Genomic DNA, 14,888 nt, shown 5'->3' with positions numbered 1-14,888 from the left:
CTTTCGGTGAGGGGAGGGGGATGTCAGGAACCGGTGGTGCCGGGGGCCGTACCGAACCGGACGGGCTCCTTGCGCCCGGTGTCGACGTGCAGGGAGAAGATGTCGGGCCGGGCGTAATGCCCGGTCACGTCGAAGTCGAAGCTCATGCGTGCGACCTCGGCCGGGTCGATATCGGCGGTGAGCATGCCTTCTTCGTCGTACAGCGGACCGGCGATGATCTCGCCCCGCGGCGAGACGATGACGCTGCCGCCGCGCATGAGGATCGCATCGGGCTCGGTGCCGAAATCGGCGTCGTAGTCGTCCGGGTAATCGGAGCGGCGCATCACCTGGCACGCCGAGAGCACATGGCAGCGCCCCTCGAGGGCGACGTGCGTCATCGTCGGCAGCCAGCTGTCCCGATCGTCGGCGGTGGGCGCGCAGTACACGGCGATGCCCTGCGCGTACATCGCCGTGCGCAGCAGCGGCATGTAGTTCTCCCAGCAGATCACGGCGCCGACGCGACCCGCCGGGCTCTCGACGACCGGAAGGGTCGAGCCGTCCCCGAAGCCCCAGATGAGCCGTTCGGTGCCGGTCGGCATCACCTTGCGGTGGTGGCCGACGATCTCGCCGGTGTCGCTGATGAGCACGGCGGTGCAGTACAGGGTGCGGCCGGCGCGTTCGACGATGCCGAGCACGACGAAGACGCCGTGCTCTGCGGCCGCCTCGGCGACGCGGGCGACCTCGGGCCCGTCGAGTTCGACGGCGCCCGCGAGATAGCGTTCGAACTCCGCGCGCGCCTGCTCGGTGCGGCGCCCGATCGGGCTCCGGAACAGCAGGGCCTTCGGATAGGTGCCGAGGAAGGCCTCGGGGAACAGCAGCAGGCGCGATCCGGCCTCGGCGGCCTCGGCGACGATCGCGACGGCCTTCTCGGCGGTCGCGGCCGGATCGAAGGCGATCGAGCCCACCTGGGCCACGGAAACTCTGGTCATCTGCTTCTCCATTGCGGTCATGCCTTCGTCAACTCCTCGATGGTGTCGACGATCCAATTGATCTCGGGGTCCTCGTTGCGGGTCTGATGCCAGACCGCGGCGACCTCGTAGTCGGGGAGGTCGATGGGCGGTTCGAAGACCGCGAGCCCGTACTGGTCGGCGAAGACCCGCGCCACATGGCTCGGCACGGTCGCCACCGACGGTGTTTGCCGCAGCAGGAGCGGCGCCATCGCGAAGTGCGCCGTCGAGGCGATCTTGAAGCGCTGCAGCCCGAGCTTGTCGAGTTCGTCGTCGACGATCCCCCTGGTCGCATCGAACGACACCATGACGTGGGGGATGGCGAGGTATTCGTCGAGCGTGAATCCGGCGCGGGGGCCGAGCTGCCGCTCGTCGTAGACCGAGAGGTACCCGGAGCGGAAGAGCACGCGATGACGCAGGCTGCTGTTCCACGCCGAGTTCGCGACGACCCCGATATCCACCTGGGCGGACTCCAGCAGCGCCGGCAGGCCGAGGCGGTTCGTCTGCACCCCGTAGGCGCTCATCCCCGGGGCCGCAGGCGAGACGCGCGAGAGCAGCCGCGGCATCAGGAGGGCTTCGAGGTCGTCCGACATCCCGATCCGCAGGGTGAAACGGTCGCGCTCGGGTTCGAACACCCGCGCACCGCCGACGGCGGTGTGCATGGCCCGCAGGGCCTCGGCGACGGCACCCTGCATCCGCTGCGCCCGAAGCGTCGGCACGACGCCGTGCGGCACCCGCGTGAACAGCGGGTCCCCGTGCGCGCGTCGCAGTCTGCCGAGGGCGGCGCTGACGGCGGACTGGCTCATGTGGAGCCGTTTCGCAGCCCGGGTCACGCTCCGCTCCTCCATGAGTGCGGAGAAGACGACGAAGAGGTTCAGATCGTGGGCGCGGAGGTCCGCGTCGTCGCGATCAGTCATGGCCGACCGGTTGCCAGAGTTCCTCGGCATAGGCGAGCACGCCGGTCGCGGGGTGGCAGTTGACGTATTCGAAGCGCGTCGACTCGGCGAGGACGAACACCTCGTGCCAGGTCGTGACCTGTCGCGCTTCGCCGTACTGGCGGTTCTTCGCGATGGCGTGTTCGTAGATCGCCGCGTGCGTGGCGTGGTTCGCCGCCCACGTCTCGAGTTGCTCGAGGGAGGAGAAGTGGCCGAGCACGCTGGTCTCGCGCCTGGCGGGCACGGTGCGCGGGTCGCCGCTGCGCAGGATCCTGAGCGAGATGGTGCCCGTGTCGTCCGGGTTCGTCGCGAGATAGTCCATGCCGGCCAGCAGCTTCGGTTCGAGCTCCCGCTCGTAGTCCTCGAGTTGCTCGCCGGTGGATGCCTCCCAGTACTGCCCGCTGCGGATGACGGCGACGTTCAGGCCGAGCGCCGCGCGAAGGCGACGGCCGGCGCTCGGCACCGATTCGCGGCGGGTGTGCGGCGCGGGTGCTTCGAGAGGGTCGATCGCAGACAGCGGCATGCGGTCGCGGGCGGCACCGAAGTATCCGTTCGACGTGGTCGAGCCGAGCCGGATGCCCTCGCAGGCCGCGAACCCGAACTCCCGGTCGGGGGAGGAGTAGATCGTCTCGGCGCGTTCGAGCGGGACCTGGATCGTCTCCCGCCAGGCGCCGTGTTCGACCTCTGCGGCGTCGAGGTCGCGAAACCATCGGCCGAGCGCCGAGTGCCGCGCCCAACGTGCGTGGCGGGTCGGGTCGGTCCAATAGCCGAGGAAGATCACGTCGACGGCGTCCGCCGTGCGGTGCGTGAGGATCTCGGATGCGTCGGGTGCATCGCCGACGCCGGCGTCGACCGATGCCGCGGCGATGTCGAGGAAGACGTCGACCGCCGGGTCGGATGCGTCGCGGACCTGCACGGCGTAGTAGTCGGACGTGACGGCGGTGAACGGCCGCTCGAATTCCGCCGACCATCTCGGGGCTCTCGGCCGGTGGCCCGCCGGTCGGCGTTCGGGGATGCGCCTCGGGTATTCGGGCTGCCACGACATCGCGTCTCCTCTGCTCTCCATCGAGCGCCATCCTCGGGGATGGAAGGCGCACGGCTGTTACTGAACCATGACGAAGAGATTTCAGTCCAGCTCATAACAGTGGAGAGCGATATCGATGATGTGGATATCAGGCATGAGACCTGCACAGGCGGCGGTCTCGGCAGCGCCGCGGGCGCGGGTGGCGCGGCTCTCAACCGGTGCAGGAGGAAGCCCGGTCGAAGACCCGGCGCCCCGCGAACCACGTCTCCAGGCTGCGCGTCCGCACGAGCTCGTCGGCGGGCACGGCCCACGGGTCGCGATCGAGCACCGTGAAGTCGGCCGACTTCCCGGGCTCGAGCGTGCCGGTCTCGGCGGCCAGCCCCATCGCCGTGACGGCACCGATCGTGAACGCGGTCACGGCCTCGTCGAGGGTGATCGCCTGCTCGGGCCACAGCGTCCCGGGCACCCGGCCGAGCGGGTCGGCACGGGTGACGAGGCCCTGGATCGCCTCCCACGGGTTCGGCGACTCCGAGACGGGCCAGTCGCTTCCGCCGGCGAGCACGGCACCGGCGTCGAGCAGTGCGCGGTTCGGCTGCATGCGTGCGGCCCGCTCGGGCGGCAGCACGGCCGCGATCGCCTCGGGGATGACGCCGGGGAACCAGATGAAGGGCGAGATGTCGGCATCCACCCCGAGCGAAGCCAGCCGCGGGATGTCCTCGTCGGCGAGGAACTGGCCGTGCGCGACATGGAACCTGGCACGGTCGAAGCCCTCGGCGCGTAGCCGTTCGACGGTGTCGAGCACGAGCCGGGCGGATCCGTCGCCCGTGCAGTGGATCTTCGCCGACAGCCCCGCCGAGGCGACCCGGCGCAGCCACCCCTCGAGCTCCTCGGGCGGCATCGTCGTCGCCCCGCGGTAGCAGTCGCCGTGGGCGTCGTCGGGCAGATACGGTTCGAGGAAGGCGGCGGTGCGCGCCGGCGGGGTGCCGTCGAGGAAGATCTTCACGAAGTCCGGCCGGTGGTGCTCGGTGCGGAACTCCTCGCCGCGTGCGACGAGGCCCTCGCCGACGAGTTCGTAGCCGAAGATCTGGTCGTTCACGGTGAGCGAGGAGACGACCCAGGCGTCGAGTTCGCCGGCGGTGTCGAGGTCTCGGAGGGCGCCGAGGATCTCGAGGGAGACCGCGGCATCCTGGAACGCCGTGATGCCGTACGAGCCGAGGATCTCGATGCCGCGACGGGATGCCTCCCGGTGCTGCCGGGCGGTGAGCCCGCCGCCGGCGGCGAAGGCCTGTTCGACGGGGATGCCGGCCGATTCGAGCAGCACGCCGCTCGGCTCTCCGGTCTCGGGGTCGAGCATGACGACGCCGCCGTCGCCCGGCACGGTCTCGGCGGTGATGCCGGCGAGTTCGAGGGCGCGCGTGTTCGCCCAGCGGTTGTGCCGGCTGTCCTCGGCGAGCATGACGGGCCGACCCCCGGCGGCCTCGTCGAGGCGACGGCGGACGGATGCCCGGTTCAGCACGGGCATGAGGGTCGAGGCCCAGGCGCCGCCGGTGACCCAGGCGTCTTCGGGGAGGCCGGAGGCGTGCGCGGCGACGGCGTCCAGGATCTCCTCGAGCCCGGCTTGCGTGCTCACGGAGAGCTCGAAGAGCTCGGTGCGGCCGGCGACGGCGTGGTGATTGTGCACATCGGCCAGGCCCGGCAGCACGGTCGCGCCGCCGAGGTCGCGCACCACGGTCTCCGGCCCGCGGAGGGCGAGGGCGTCGTCGCCGACGGCGAGGATGCGACCGCCGCCCACGGCCAGGGGGCCGGCGCGCGGCCGGGCCGGATCCATCGTGCGGATGTCCGCGTTCGTCAGCAGGAGATCGGCGACCGGCATCCGCCCGCCGGCACCGGCGCCCGTGCTCATGCGAGGCTCCGCGCCGGGTCGAGACGGGGGTCGGTGAGGGTCGGCTCGCTCATACGGGTCCTTTCATCGGGAGCGCGGCGGTGGATGCCGGGGGGCGGCGCCCCGCGGCATCCACTCGGGGCTAGTGCCCGCAGCTGCACTCGCCGCCGCTGCAGCAGCTCGCGCCGCCGCCGTGCTGCGACCAGTCGGGCAGGTCGAGCGCGGGGTTGCGGTCGAGGAAGCCGACGGGCTTGAACATGAAGCCGGAGTAGTCGACGGGCATGATGGGCCAGTCCTCCGGGCGCGGGATGTGGGTGGGGCCGAAGACGTGCCAGAGCACGACGTCGGTGCCGTCGAGGTCGCGGTCGGCGGCCGTCCAGGCGGGCAGGCCTGCGCCGCCGGCGTGCGCGTTCGGCTCGTCGCCGGCGGGGAAGCGCTCGGCGTCGTCGAAGGCGGTCGCCCACAGGTGCTTGGTCGCGAACGTCGCCCGTGCGTAGACGGTGGAGTCGGGCTGGGCGAGCAGGGTCGCCGATGCCTGCGGCAGCAGGTGGTAGGCGGTGGGCTTGCCGAGCCGGTTGGTGCGCGAGGCGCTCGCGACCTTCCAGGCGCGCGCCTTCGTGGGGTCGGCGAGGCGGGCGGCCTCCGACTCGCGGGCGAGCTTCGTCTCGGTCCAGGTGAAGGCGTTGCCGTAGGGGTTGTCGGGGCCGGTGGGGATGCCGACGGCATCCACTTCGGAGACCGTGTTGTCTTCGCCGTCGATGGCGACGTCCAGGCGCGCGCAGAAGAGGTGCTGGTGCACGGGCGCGAAGAGGCCGGGTGCGATCTCGGGGGCGTGCGGGTTCGTTTCGCCCGGGATGCCGGCGCCGGCGAAGACGATGCCGGTGGCCTTCGCTTCGACCTGGATGGTGCCGTCGAGGTAGAGGTACCAGAAGAAGCCGTAGTCGTAGTTGCCGATGGTCGAGAAGTACGAGATGACGAGGCGGCGGCTGCGGCGCACGTCGGAGCGGCCGTCGAGGTCGGTGTGCTTCCAGAGGATGCCGTAGTCCTCCTCGTGCATGCAGACGACCTGGGGGATCTTCACGGGGTGGCCGTGGTCGTCGGCGACGAAGACGTCGAAGTAGTGGATGACGCCGAGGCAGTCGCAGCCGAGGGCGAGCGAGTTCGCATTCTTGCCGAGCAGGTATTCGCCGGCGTCGAAGTAGCTGATCCAGAAGCGGGTGGAGGTGGTGTCGCCGTAGGGCACGACCATTTCGGGAACGCTCGCGCGGTGCAGCACTGAACGATCCTCGTCGCCGTCGCGGAACGTGACCTGGTTCAGCACGAGCCCTTCGCGGGCGTTGAAACCGACGCGGAACTTCCAGTTCTCCCACTCGACGGCGCTGCCGTCGACGGTGAAGCTCGGGCCCTCGGGCTGGGTGATCTCGATGGGCTTCAGGCTCGTGCGGGCCGGGCCGACGGCCTCGGGGGTGTAGTTGCCGCCCTCTGCCGGCACAGGCACGTCGCCGTCGTCCTCGACGCGGATGACGCGGCCCTCGGTGAGGTCGATGTGGACGATGAGGCCTTCGACGGGGTGGGCCCAGGGGCTGTCGTCGGGGTGGTCGCGGAGGAAGGTGAGGGAGCGGATGACCCGGCGGCCGACCTCGTCGGCGCGGTTGAAGAAGCCGGGCGCGAGCGGGGAGCAGAACGCCAGTTCCATGCGGTCTTCGAGGCCGCGGCGGCGCATGGCGGCCTGCCAGGCAGGGTCGGCCTTGGCGATCTCCTCGGCCCGTTCGTACTCCTCGAAGAGGTACTGCGGCTGCCCGTAGGGCGCTTCGCCCGTGGCGAGCTCCCGTGTTTCGTCGACGGTGCGGCGGGTGATCGAGACGACGGCCTTGCTCGCGCGGCCGGTGGCGGGCTCGAGGAGGGTGACGTCGACGCGACGGTCGATGGATGCCCCGGGCATCCACTCGGCGAGTTCGGCCTTGCCCGGTTCGACGGGCAGGAGCTGGGGCACGCGGGTCGTCTCGGTGACGAGGCCGGCGCCTACGAGGATCTCGCGGGCGGCGGCGATCTCGTCGGCCGTGAGCGGGTCGAGCGGGTGGGCGACCGCGGTCTGCGTGTGCGTGCGGGCGTCGTGGCGGTGCGCGTCGTGCGCCGCGCCGTGGTCGTGCGTCGTGTCGTCGTGGTGCGTCATCGGAACCTCTTCGCGTCAGGCGTTCCCAGTCTCGGCGGGCTGCCGGGCCTGCGGTTGACCGTGAGCGCCGGGGCCTTGGACGGGCACGCACGGTCGGAGCATTTGACTCTCCCGTGGGAGAATAACTCATCGCCGCTACGATGCCCAGGGGTGCGAAAAGCGCCGCGAAGGAGTGCGCATGCCGCGAATCGTCGACAAGGACGCGCGCCGCGACGAGATCATCGACGTCACCTGGCGCATCATCGAGCGCGAAGGGGTGGATGCCGTCACGCTCCGCCGCGTCGCTGCCGAGCAGGGCCTGGCCAACGGTGCCGTCAAGCCCTACTTCGCGAGCAAGGACGAACTCCTCGAAGCCGCATACCTGCGCGCCTTCGCCCGCACCAACGAGCGGGCCGAAGCCGCCATCGGCGAGCTGGCCGGCCTCGAGGCGCTCCGCCGCCTCGCCGCCGAGATCATGCCGCTCGACGAGGAGCGCCGCACCGAGGCCCGCATCGTCGTCGCCTTCTGGGAGCGCGCCGTCTCGAACGAACGCCTCGCCCGCATCTACCGCACGCACACGTGCGCCTGGCTCGGCGAGCTCGCCCGGCATCTGGCCGCGGCCCGGGATGCCGGCGAGGTCACGGCATCCACCCCCGACACCGTCGTCCTCGACCGCCTCATGTGGATGATGACGGGCCTGCAGGCGATGAGCCGCCTGGCCCCCGAACTGGCGAGCCCCGAACGGCAGCGGGCCGCGCTCGACGAACTCCTCGACGGGCTCGCGGGGGAGTAGGGGTCGCCCGCAGGCGGTGCGCGACGGCATCCGCACCCCGGCCCATCGTGCCCGCCCGGTCAAGCGTCGTGCACGCACGGCACAGCCGCAGACGTTCTCCCGTCGGAGAATCGACGGGCACCCGGCCGCGTCGAAGGAGATCCCCATGCCCGCATCAGCCACCCAGGCGCCCTCGACGGGCGCGAAGGACCGCCGCCTCGGCGTCATCGCCGTCGCCTTCCTCATCGTCGCGGCATCCGCACCCCTCACCGTCATCGCAGGCGGCGTCACGAGCACCTTCTCGGTCACGCACATCGCCGGCGTGCCGGTCGGCTTCATCGTGCTCGCCGCCGCCCTCGCCGTCTTCGCGATCGGCTACGCCGCGATGAGCCGCTTCGTCACCAACGCCGGCGCCTTCTACGCGTATGTCGCCCGCGGCCTCGGCCGGCCGACCGGCGTCGGCGCATCCGTCGTCGCCCTGATCGCGTACAACATGATGCAGATCGGCATCTGGGGCATGTTCGGCTTCCAGGTCTCGACGTTCATCGCCGAGAAGACCGGTGCCGACATCCCGTGGTGGGTCGGGGTGCTCGTCGGCATCCTCATCGTCGGGTGGATGGGTGTGAACCGCGTCGACCTGTCGGCGAAGGTGCTCGGGGTGCTCGTCGCCGCCGAGTTCATCGTCGTCATCGTCTTCGACATCGTCGCCTTCGCACAGCCCGCCGACGGATTCTCGGCCGCGCCCGTCGACCCGGCCTCGCTCTTCGTGCCCGGCGTCGGCGCCGTCCTCGCCTTCGGCGTGGCCGCCTTCATGGGCTTCGAATCCGCCGCGATCTACGGCGAGGAGTCCAAGGACCCGAAGCGCACCATCCCGCGCGCCACCTTCCTGGCCGTCTCGGTCATCGGCGTCTTCTACGCGATCAGCTCGTGGGCCCTGGCCCTCGGCATCGGCGTCGACAAGATCACCGACCCCGCCGGCATCACCGCCGAAGAGGCCGGCCCGCCGCTGTTCTTCGGCTTCGTCGCCGAACGCCTCGGCACCGTCTGGGTCGACGTCATGTCGCTGCTGTTCATCACGAGCATCTTCGCCGCGCTCGTGAGCTTCCACAACGCCGTCGCCCGCTACCTCTTCTCCCTCGGCCGCGAGGGCGTGCTGCCGGCCAGGCTCGCGGTCGTCGGCCGCGGCGGCGGCCCCGTCGCCGGCTCCCTCACCCAGTCGGCCATCGCCGTCGTCGTCATCGTCGGCTTCGCGATCGCCGAGGCCGGCTGGGATCCGGCCGCGGGCCCGTACCCGGTCATCACCCTCTTCACCTGGCTCACCAACACCGGTGCGCTCGGCCTCGTCCTGCTCATGGCCGTCGTCTCGATCGCCGTCATCGGCTTCTTCCGCCGCGATGCCCGCGGCGTCGGCGCCGGCAGTCGCCTCATCGCCCCGCTGATCTCGGCGATCGCCCTGCTCGTCGTCCTCGGCCTCATCATCGCGAACTTCGCGGTGCTCCTCGGCCAGGCCGAGCCCGATGCGACGACCTTCCTCCTGCCGGCCATCGCGATCGTGCCCGGCATCGCCGCCGTCTTCTGGGGCTTCGCCCTCCGCCGGCGCCCCGAGGTCTACGAACGCATCGGTCGCGGCGGCGACGCCGACGCCGCCCGCCTCGGCACGGCGGAGTTCGCCGAGGAGCGGTGACGCGCGTGGCCTTCGCAGGAGCCGGCGTGCAGGGCCGCGTCGTGATGATCACCGGCGGCGGAACCGGCATCGGCGCCGCCGCCGCCCGGCGCTTCGCAGCCGAAGGCGCGCACGTCGCCGTCGTCGGCCGTCGCGCTGAACCCCTCGACGAGGTCTCTGAGGCGATCGGAGCACTCCCGGTCATCGCGGACGCCGCCGACGCCTCCGGAGCCGCATCGGCGATGGATGCCGTACTCGATCGTTTCGGTCGGCTCGACGTGCTCGTCGCCAACGCCGGCGGTAACGGCTTCGCCTCCGTGGGTGCGACCGACGACGAAGCATGGGAGTCCGCGATGCGGGCGAACCTGACGACGGCCTTCGTGACGGCACGGGCTGCACTGCCGGCGCTCCGGGAGTCCAGCGGCCAGATCGTCGTCGTCTCGTCCCTCGCCGGGCTCTTCGCCGGCCCCTCGGTCGCCGGCTACACGGTCGGCAAGCACGCCCTCATCGGTCTCACCCGCACCCTCGCACGCGACTACGGGCGCGACGGCGTCCGAGTGAACGCCGTCTGCCCCGGGTGGGTCCAGACTCCGATGGCCGATGCCGAGATGGATCAGTTCGCCGAGGAAGCCGGCATCACGGGCGGTCGCGAAGCCGCCTACGCGCGCGTGACGGCCGACGTGCCGCTCGGCCGCGCCGCCCGCCCCGAAGAGATCGCCGCGATCGTGCGCTTCCTGGGCTCCGGGGAGTCGTCGTACATGACCGGAGCCGTGCTCGTCGCCGACGGCGGTGCACACATCGTCGACGTCCCCACCCTCGCATTCGACCACGCGGGGATGTAGGGCTACGCGGCGGCGCCGCCGAGATAGGCGCGGTGCAGGAGCTCGGGGTGCTCGCGCAGTTCGCATGCCGGACCCTGATAGCTCACCCGTCCGCCGGCGACGACGAGGGCCTCCACGGCGATGCCGAGCGCGAGGTTCGTGAACTGCTCCACGAGCAGCACGCCGACTCCGTCGGCAGCCATCTCCTCGACGGCCGGCAGCAGCCGCATGAACACGACCGGGGCGAGCCCGAGCGACATCTCGTCGATGAGCAGGAAGCGGGGTCTCGCCGCGAAGGCGCGGGCGAGGACGACCATCTGCTGCTCGCCGCCCGACAGCAGCGCCGTCGGCGAATCGATGCGCTTCTCGAGCTCCGGGAAGCGGGCGAGTGCCGCGTCCATCTCGGCGGGCGTGCCGGCGGTGAGGGAGAGGTTCTCGCGGACCGTCAGCGAGGGGAAGACGGCTCTGCCCTGCTCGATGTGGACGATGCCGCGCCGGGCTCGGGCCACCCGAGGCATCCGCTCGATCGATTCGTCGCCGAGGACGATCCGGCCCGCCGAGCACGGTGCGACGCCGGAGATGCCGTCGAGCAGGCTGGTCTTGCCGGCACCGTTCGGGCCGACGAGGGCCGTCACCCGCCCAGGCTCGAGGGCCAGCGACACGTCCTGGATGACGGGGCCGGCCCCGCGGCTGACGGCCACGCCGTCGAGGATGAGCGCGTTCACAGCATCTCCGTTTCGCCCATATAGGCCTTGATGACGTCGGGGTCGGCGAGCACCTCGTCCTGGGGGCCGCTCGCCAGCACCCGGCCGAAGTCGAGCACCGTGAGGCTCGAGCAGACGCTGCGCACGAGATCGAGGTCGTGCTCGATGAGCACGATCGACATTCCGAACCGGGCCGGGGCCTCGGCGAGTCGCGCGCCGAGGGCCACATGCTCCTCGTGCGAGAGCCCAGCGGCCGGCTCATCCAGCAGCAGCAGCTTCGGTGCCGCCAGCACATTGCCGGCGACCTCGATGAGGCGGCGTGTGCCGACGTCGACGCCCGTCAGCCGGGTGCGCGCCGACGGGCAGCCGAAGAAGGCGAGCACGTCGTCGACCTCGGCGGCGCTCACGCGCCGGCCGGCGACGAAGCGCACATAGGCGTCGATCGTGAGCGTCGGGGGCACCCGGTCCTGCTGGAACGTGCGCCGAAGACCGAGCCTCGCTCTGGCCGTCGGGGAGCGGCGGCCGAGCTCTGTGCCGCCGAGTCGCACCGTGCCCTCGGCGTTCGGCAGAAAACCGCCGATGGCGTCGACGAAGGTCGACTTCCCGGCCCCGTTCGGGCCGATCAGTCCCATGACGGAGTTCGCCGGCACGGTAAGGCTCACACCGTCCAGGGCGGCCAGTGCTCCGAAGCGCACCGTGAGGTGCTCCACCTCGAGTGCGGGCGGGGCCGATGCCGCGAGCCGATCGGCCGCGAGGTCGACGCCCGGGCTCGAGGCAGTCGCTGCGGGCGACGGCGCGGCATCCACGCCTGCCTCCTCCGCGAGCGGCGTTGTGCCATCCCGGCGCGCCGTGACTCGCGCGGCCGCGGCCCGGGCATCCGCCCGCTTCCACCACAGGTTCCGGATCCCCTGCCCGAGGTTCGTGCCGCTCGTCAGCGCCTGCACGCCGAGCACGCCGAACACGACGAAGCCCCAATCCTGCGGCACACCCCAACGTTTCAGCAGCTCCGGCACGAGCACCCACAGCAGGCCGCCGAACACCGCCATGTCGATGAGATACGCGCCGCTCATCACCGCGAGCACGTACAACGCGAGCGACTGCAGCGGGGTGAAGCTCGACGCGAACGGTAGCTGCACCTGACCGGCCAGCAGCCCGCCCGACACGCCGCCGAGCGCCGCCGAGACCGCGAACGCCGTGAGCTTGGCGGTGCGCACGCTCTGGCCGACGGCGGCGGTGCCGCGCTCCGAGAACGCCACCGCCTTCCACGAGGAACCCCAGCGACTGCGCTGCAGGAAGAACACGATCAGCGCGCACACGGCGAGCACGATGATCGAGAAGAAGAAATAGGAGCGATCGCTCGAGAAGGACTCCGGTCGCGCGATCGGGATGCCGTCCTTCGACCCCGGGAACTGGATCTGCACGAGCGTCACATCTGCCGCCGCCGCGAAGCCCAACGTGACCACCGCGAGGTTCACCCCGCGCAAGCGCAGCGCCGGCAGCCCGACGAGCACCCCCACGACGCCGGCGGCGAGCCCGCCGAGCACGAGCCACACGACGAATCCGCCGGGCGCCTCGAGCACGTTCAGGAGCGACACGATCCACGCACCGACCGCGGCGAACGTCAGCTGGCACAGGGCGATCATGCCGGCCGAGCCGGTCACGATCCCGAGCCCGAGGATGGCGATCGCCGCAGTCACCGCCGAAACGGCGAGGAAGACGGTGTACCCGTCGAGGCCCACGCTCAGGGCGTAGCCGGCGACGATCGCGACCGCCGCGACCGCGAAGGGCCACAGCATCCGCACGGGGCGGGACTCAGCGAGCCGCATCCCACACCTCCTTCCGCTGCGTCCACAGGAGCAGCACGACGATGAACAGGAACGGCAGGAAGTTGCGCACGAGCGCGACCTCGTCGATCTGGGCGACGAGCCCCGAGAGCATCCCGAGCACGAGCCCGCCGACGACCGCGAGGTCGAGCCGCTTGAAGCCGCCGAGCAAGGCGGCCGCCGTCGCCGGCACGATGAGCATCGCGAGGCTCGTCGCATCGTTCGACTGCGACGGCGCGACGATGATGATCGCGAGCCCCGAGATGAGTCCCGTCACGACCCACACGCCGATCGACAGCGGCTTCGAGCGGATGCCGAGCAGCTCCGCCGTCGTCGGGCGTTCCGAGAGGGCCCGCAACTTCGTGCCGATGCGTGTGCGGGTGAGCACGAGGTGCACGGCGACAGCCACGACGATCGCGAGCACGATCATGACGACGGCGACCTGGCTGACGACGACGCCGCCGGCCTCGAACGCAGGCCCCGAGATGATCGTCGCGAACGGCTGCGGCTTGTTGCCGAAGAGGATGAAGGAGAGCGAGATCAGCAGCAGCAGCGGGCCGACCGTCATCGCCGAACGGGTCGTCGTGTCTGCCTCGGCGAGCCAGGTCGCCGCGATCCAGCCGATGGCCCCCGACAGCACCCCGGCCAGCAGCACGCCGATGAGCGAACCGGCCCAGATGGGCAGGCCCGCGTGCGCGACGAGCCACACGGCGACGAAGCCGCCGAACATGCCCGTCGCCGCCTGTGAGAAGTTCACGACGCGGACGAGCCGCGACATGAGGGTGAGGCACACGGCGAGCACCGCGTAGAGTCCGCCGGCGGCGAGGCCGGCGAGGGCGCCCTGCAGCATGGCGCTCCTTTCGGGTCGAAGGGGGCGGGTGGATGCCGGGGCGCGAGGCCCTCGGCATCCACCCCGGATCAATCGAGGATGTGCAGCCAGTCGTCGGCCGCGTTCTCCCACGTGTTCGTGCCGCTCTTCAGCACGATCGGCCAGCCGGCGGTGAGCTGGTCGTGCGTCTCGGCCGTGCCGAAGACGTAGGGCGTGCCGAGCATGGGCGTCTCGATCGGATCCATGGCCTGCAGTGCCTCGGCGACCGATTCGCGGGTGACGTCGCCGTCGATGCCTTCGAGCACCTCGATGAAGAAGGTCGCAGCGAGGTATCCGCCCTGACTGAACGCCGTCAACGGGATGTCGTTGGCCTCCATGAGCGTCTGCCAGTCCTCGTTGATGTCGCTCGGCGCCGTGTACGGGTAGAACTCGGCGGGGACGTAGATACCGGCTCCGGCCTCGGAGACCGAGGATGCGAAGTTCTCGGAGTACGCGCTCGTCAGGAGCAGGTAGGTCACGTCATCCCAGCCCTGCGCATTCGCGGCCTTGATCCAGCCGATCGCGTCGGGCTCGACCGGGTTGCCCGAGATCGCCTCGCATCCGGCCTGCTTCGCCTTGACGATGTACGGCGTGTAGTCGCTCGCGCCGTACGGCACGGTGTCGTCGAGGTAGAAGAGCTCTTTTCCGGTCGTCTCGCTCCAGCGGTCGATCGCGGCCTGATAGGTCGGGCGGGTCGAGCCGGCGATCTCGAGCAGCACGCAGATTCTGTCGATCCCGAGCACCTCCGAGCCGTACTGCAGGGTGAGCGTGAGGTCGTTGAACGGGCCGACGTTGGCCGGTGCGATATTCGGGCTGTTGAAGCATCCGGTGTCGACGCCGATGCCAGGCAGCGACAGGATGCCTTCCTGTTCGTAGTACTTCTGGTTGATCTCGCATTCGATGAGACTCGCCGAGCCGACCATCGCGACGGCTTCGTCGCTGCCGACGAGCTGCCGGGCCGCGGCGGATGCGGTGGCGGGGTCGCCCTTGTCGTCTTCGGCGCGGTAGTCGATCTTCCGCCCGTCGAGGCCGCCGGCGTCGTTGAAGGCGTCGAACACGGCCGCAGCCGCTTCGGAAGCCTCGGGGAAGGTCGCGGCGCCGCTGATGGTGTTCACGGATCCGACGACGATGGGGGAGTCCGCGCCGCCCTGCCCGCCGGCGCATCCCGCGAGCACGAGGGCGCTCGCGGCCGCGACGGCGGCGACGCCGATCAGTCTGCTTCTCATGGTCCTGCCTCTCTCGCCCGGCTCGGCCGGGC

General features: G+C 70.9%; 12 protein-coding genes. 3 read left to right on the top strand and 9 right to left on the bottom strand.

Annotation, left to right across the window (positions count from 1 at the left end; all coding sequences use genetic code 11):
- Positions 1-23: 23 nt before the first annotated feature.
- The 5 genes from G127AT_RS03900 to G127AT_RS03880 form a co-directional block, all read right to left on the bottom strand.
- Entirely contained in the window at positions 24-989 is a 966-nt protein-coding gene (locus tag G127AT_RS03900) for a carbon-nitrogen hydrolase family protein (protein WP_244857725.1), read from the bottom strand.
- Positions 986-1,903 (bottom strand): LysR family transcriptional regulator, encoded by a 918-nt coding sequence (locus tag G127AT_RS03895; RefSeq protein WP_210900098.1) that lies wholly within the window; start codon positions 1,901-1,903, stop codon positions 986-988. Before G127AT_RS03895 ends, G127AT_RS03900 begins: the two co-directional genes overlap by 4 nt.
- Positions 1,896-2,987 (bottom strand): phenylacetaldoxime dehydratase family protein, encoded by a 1,092-nt coding sequence (locus tag G127AT_RS03890; RefSeq protein WP_210900095.1) that lies wholly within the window; start codon positions 2,985-2,987, stop codon positions 1,896-1,898. Before G127AT_RS03890 ends, G127AT_RS03895 begins: the two co-directional genes overlap by 8 nt.
- A 169-nt stretch (positions 2,988-3,156) precedes the next feature.
- The gene (locus G127AT_RS03885) at positions 3,157-4,848 is read right to left on the bottom strand and encodes an amidohydrolase (RefSeq protein WP_244857724.1); all 1,692 of its coding nucleotides are present in this window, start codon (positions 4,846-4,848) and stop codon (positions 3,157-3,159) included.
- 121 nt (positions 4,849-4,969) lie between these two features.
- Positions 4,970-7,000: a primary-amine oxidase gene (locus tag G127AT_RS03880; RefSeq protein WP_210900092.1), complete on the bottom strand. Its 2,031-nt coding sequence runs from the start codon at positions 6,998-7,000 to the stop codon at positions 4,970-4,972.
- A gap of 178 nt (positions 7,001-7,178) precedes the next feature.
- Between G127AT_RS03880 and G127AT_RS03875 the strand changes: the two genes are divergently transcribed.
- From G127AT_RS03875 to G127AT_RS03865, 3 genes are all read left to right on the top strand, one after another.
- Positions 7,179-7,772 carry a TetR/AcrR family transcriptional regulator gene (locus G127AT_RS03875; RefSeq protein ID WP_210900089.1) on the top strand — a complete coding sequence of 198 codons (594 nt, stop codon included), beginning with the start codon at positions 7,179-7,181 and terminating at the stop codon, positions 7,770-7,772.
- A gap of 145 nt (positions 7,773-7,917) precedes the next feature.
- Positions 7,918-9,435 (top strand): APC family permease, encoded by a 1,518-nt coding sequence (locus tag G127AT_RS03870; RefSeq protein ID WP_210900086.1) that lies wholly within the window; start codon positions 7,918-7,920, stop codon positions 9,433-9,435.
- 5 nt (positions 9,436-9,440) lie between these two features.
- Positions 9,441-10,256, top strand: a complete 816-nt coding sequence (locus tag G127AT_RS03865; protein ID WP_244857723.1) for an SDR family NAD(P)-dependent oxidoreductase — start codon at positions 9,441-9,443, stop codon at positions 10,254-10,256.
- A gap of 2 nt (positions 10,257-10,258) precedes the next feature.
- Here G127AT_RS03865 and G127AT_RS03860 read toward each other — a convergent pair whose 3' ends face one another.
- The 4 genes from G127AT_RS03860 to G127AT_RS03845 form a co-directional block, all read right to left on the bottom strand.
- A complete protein-coding gene (locus tag G127AT_RS03860; protein WP_210900083.1) occupies positions 10,259-10,960 on the bottom strand; it encodes an ABC transporter ATP-binding protein in 702 nt (233 codons plus the stop codon).
- Positions 10,957-12,765: a branched-chain amino acid ABC transporter ATP-binding protein/permease gene (locus G127AT_RS03855; protein WP_210900080.1), complete on the bottom strand. Its 1,809-nt coding sequence runs from the start codon at positions 12,763-12,765 to the stop codon at positions 10,957-10,959. Before G127AT_RS03855 ends, G127AT_RS03860 begins: the two co-directional genes overlap by 4 nt.
- Positions 12,752-13,612, bottom strand: coding sequence for a branched-chain amino acid ABC transporter permease (locus G127AT_RS03850; RefSeq protein WP_210900077.1), 861 nt, complete (start codon positions 13,610-13,612; stop codon positions 12,752-12,754). Before G127AT_RS03850 ends, G127AT_RS03855 begins: the two co-directional genes overlap by 14 nt.
- A gap of 68 nt (positions 13,613-13,680) precedes the next feature.
- The gene (locus G127AT_RS03845; RefSeq protein ID WP_210900074.1) at positions 13,681-14,856 is read right to left on the bottom strand and encodes an ABC transporter substrate-binding protein; all 1,176 of its coding nucleotides are present in this window, start codon (positions 14,854-14,856) and stop codon (positions 13,681-13,683) included.
- Positions 14,857-14,888 lie beyond the last annotated feature (32 nt).

The sequence above is a fragment of the Agromyces archimandritae genome, from assembly GCF_018024495.1.
Classification (GTDB): domain Bacteria; phylum Actinomycetota; class Actinomycetes; order Actinomycetales; family Microbacteriaceae; genus Agromyces; species Agromyces archimandritae.
This window is presented reverse-complemented; position numbering and strand designations above follow the sequence as displayed.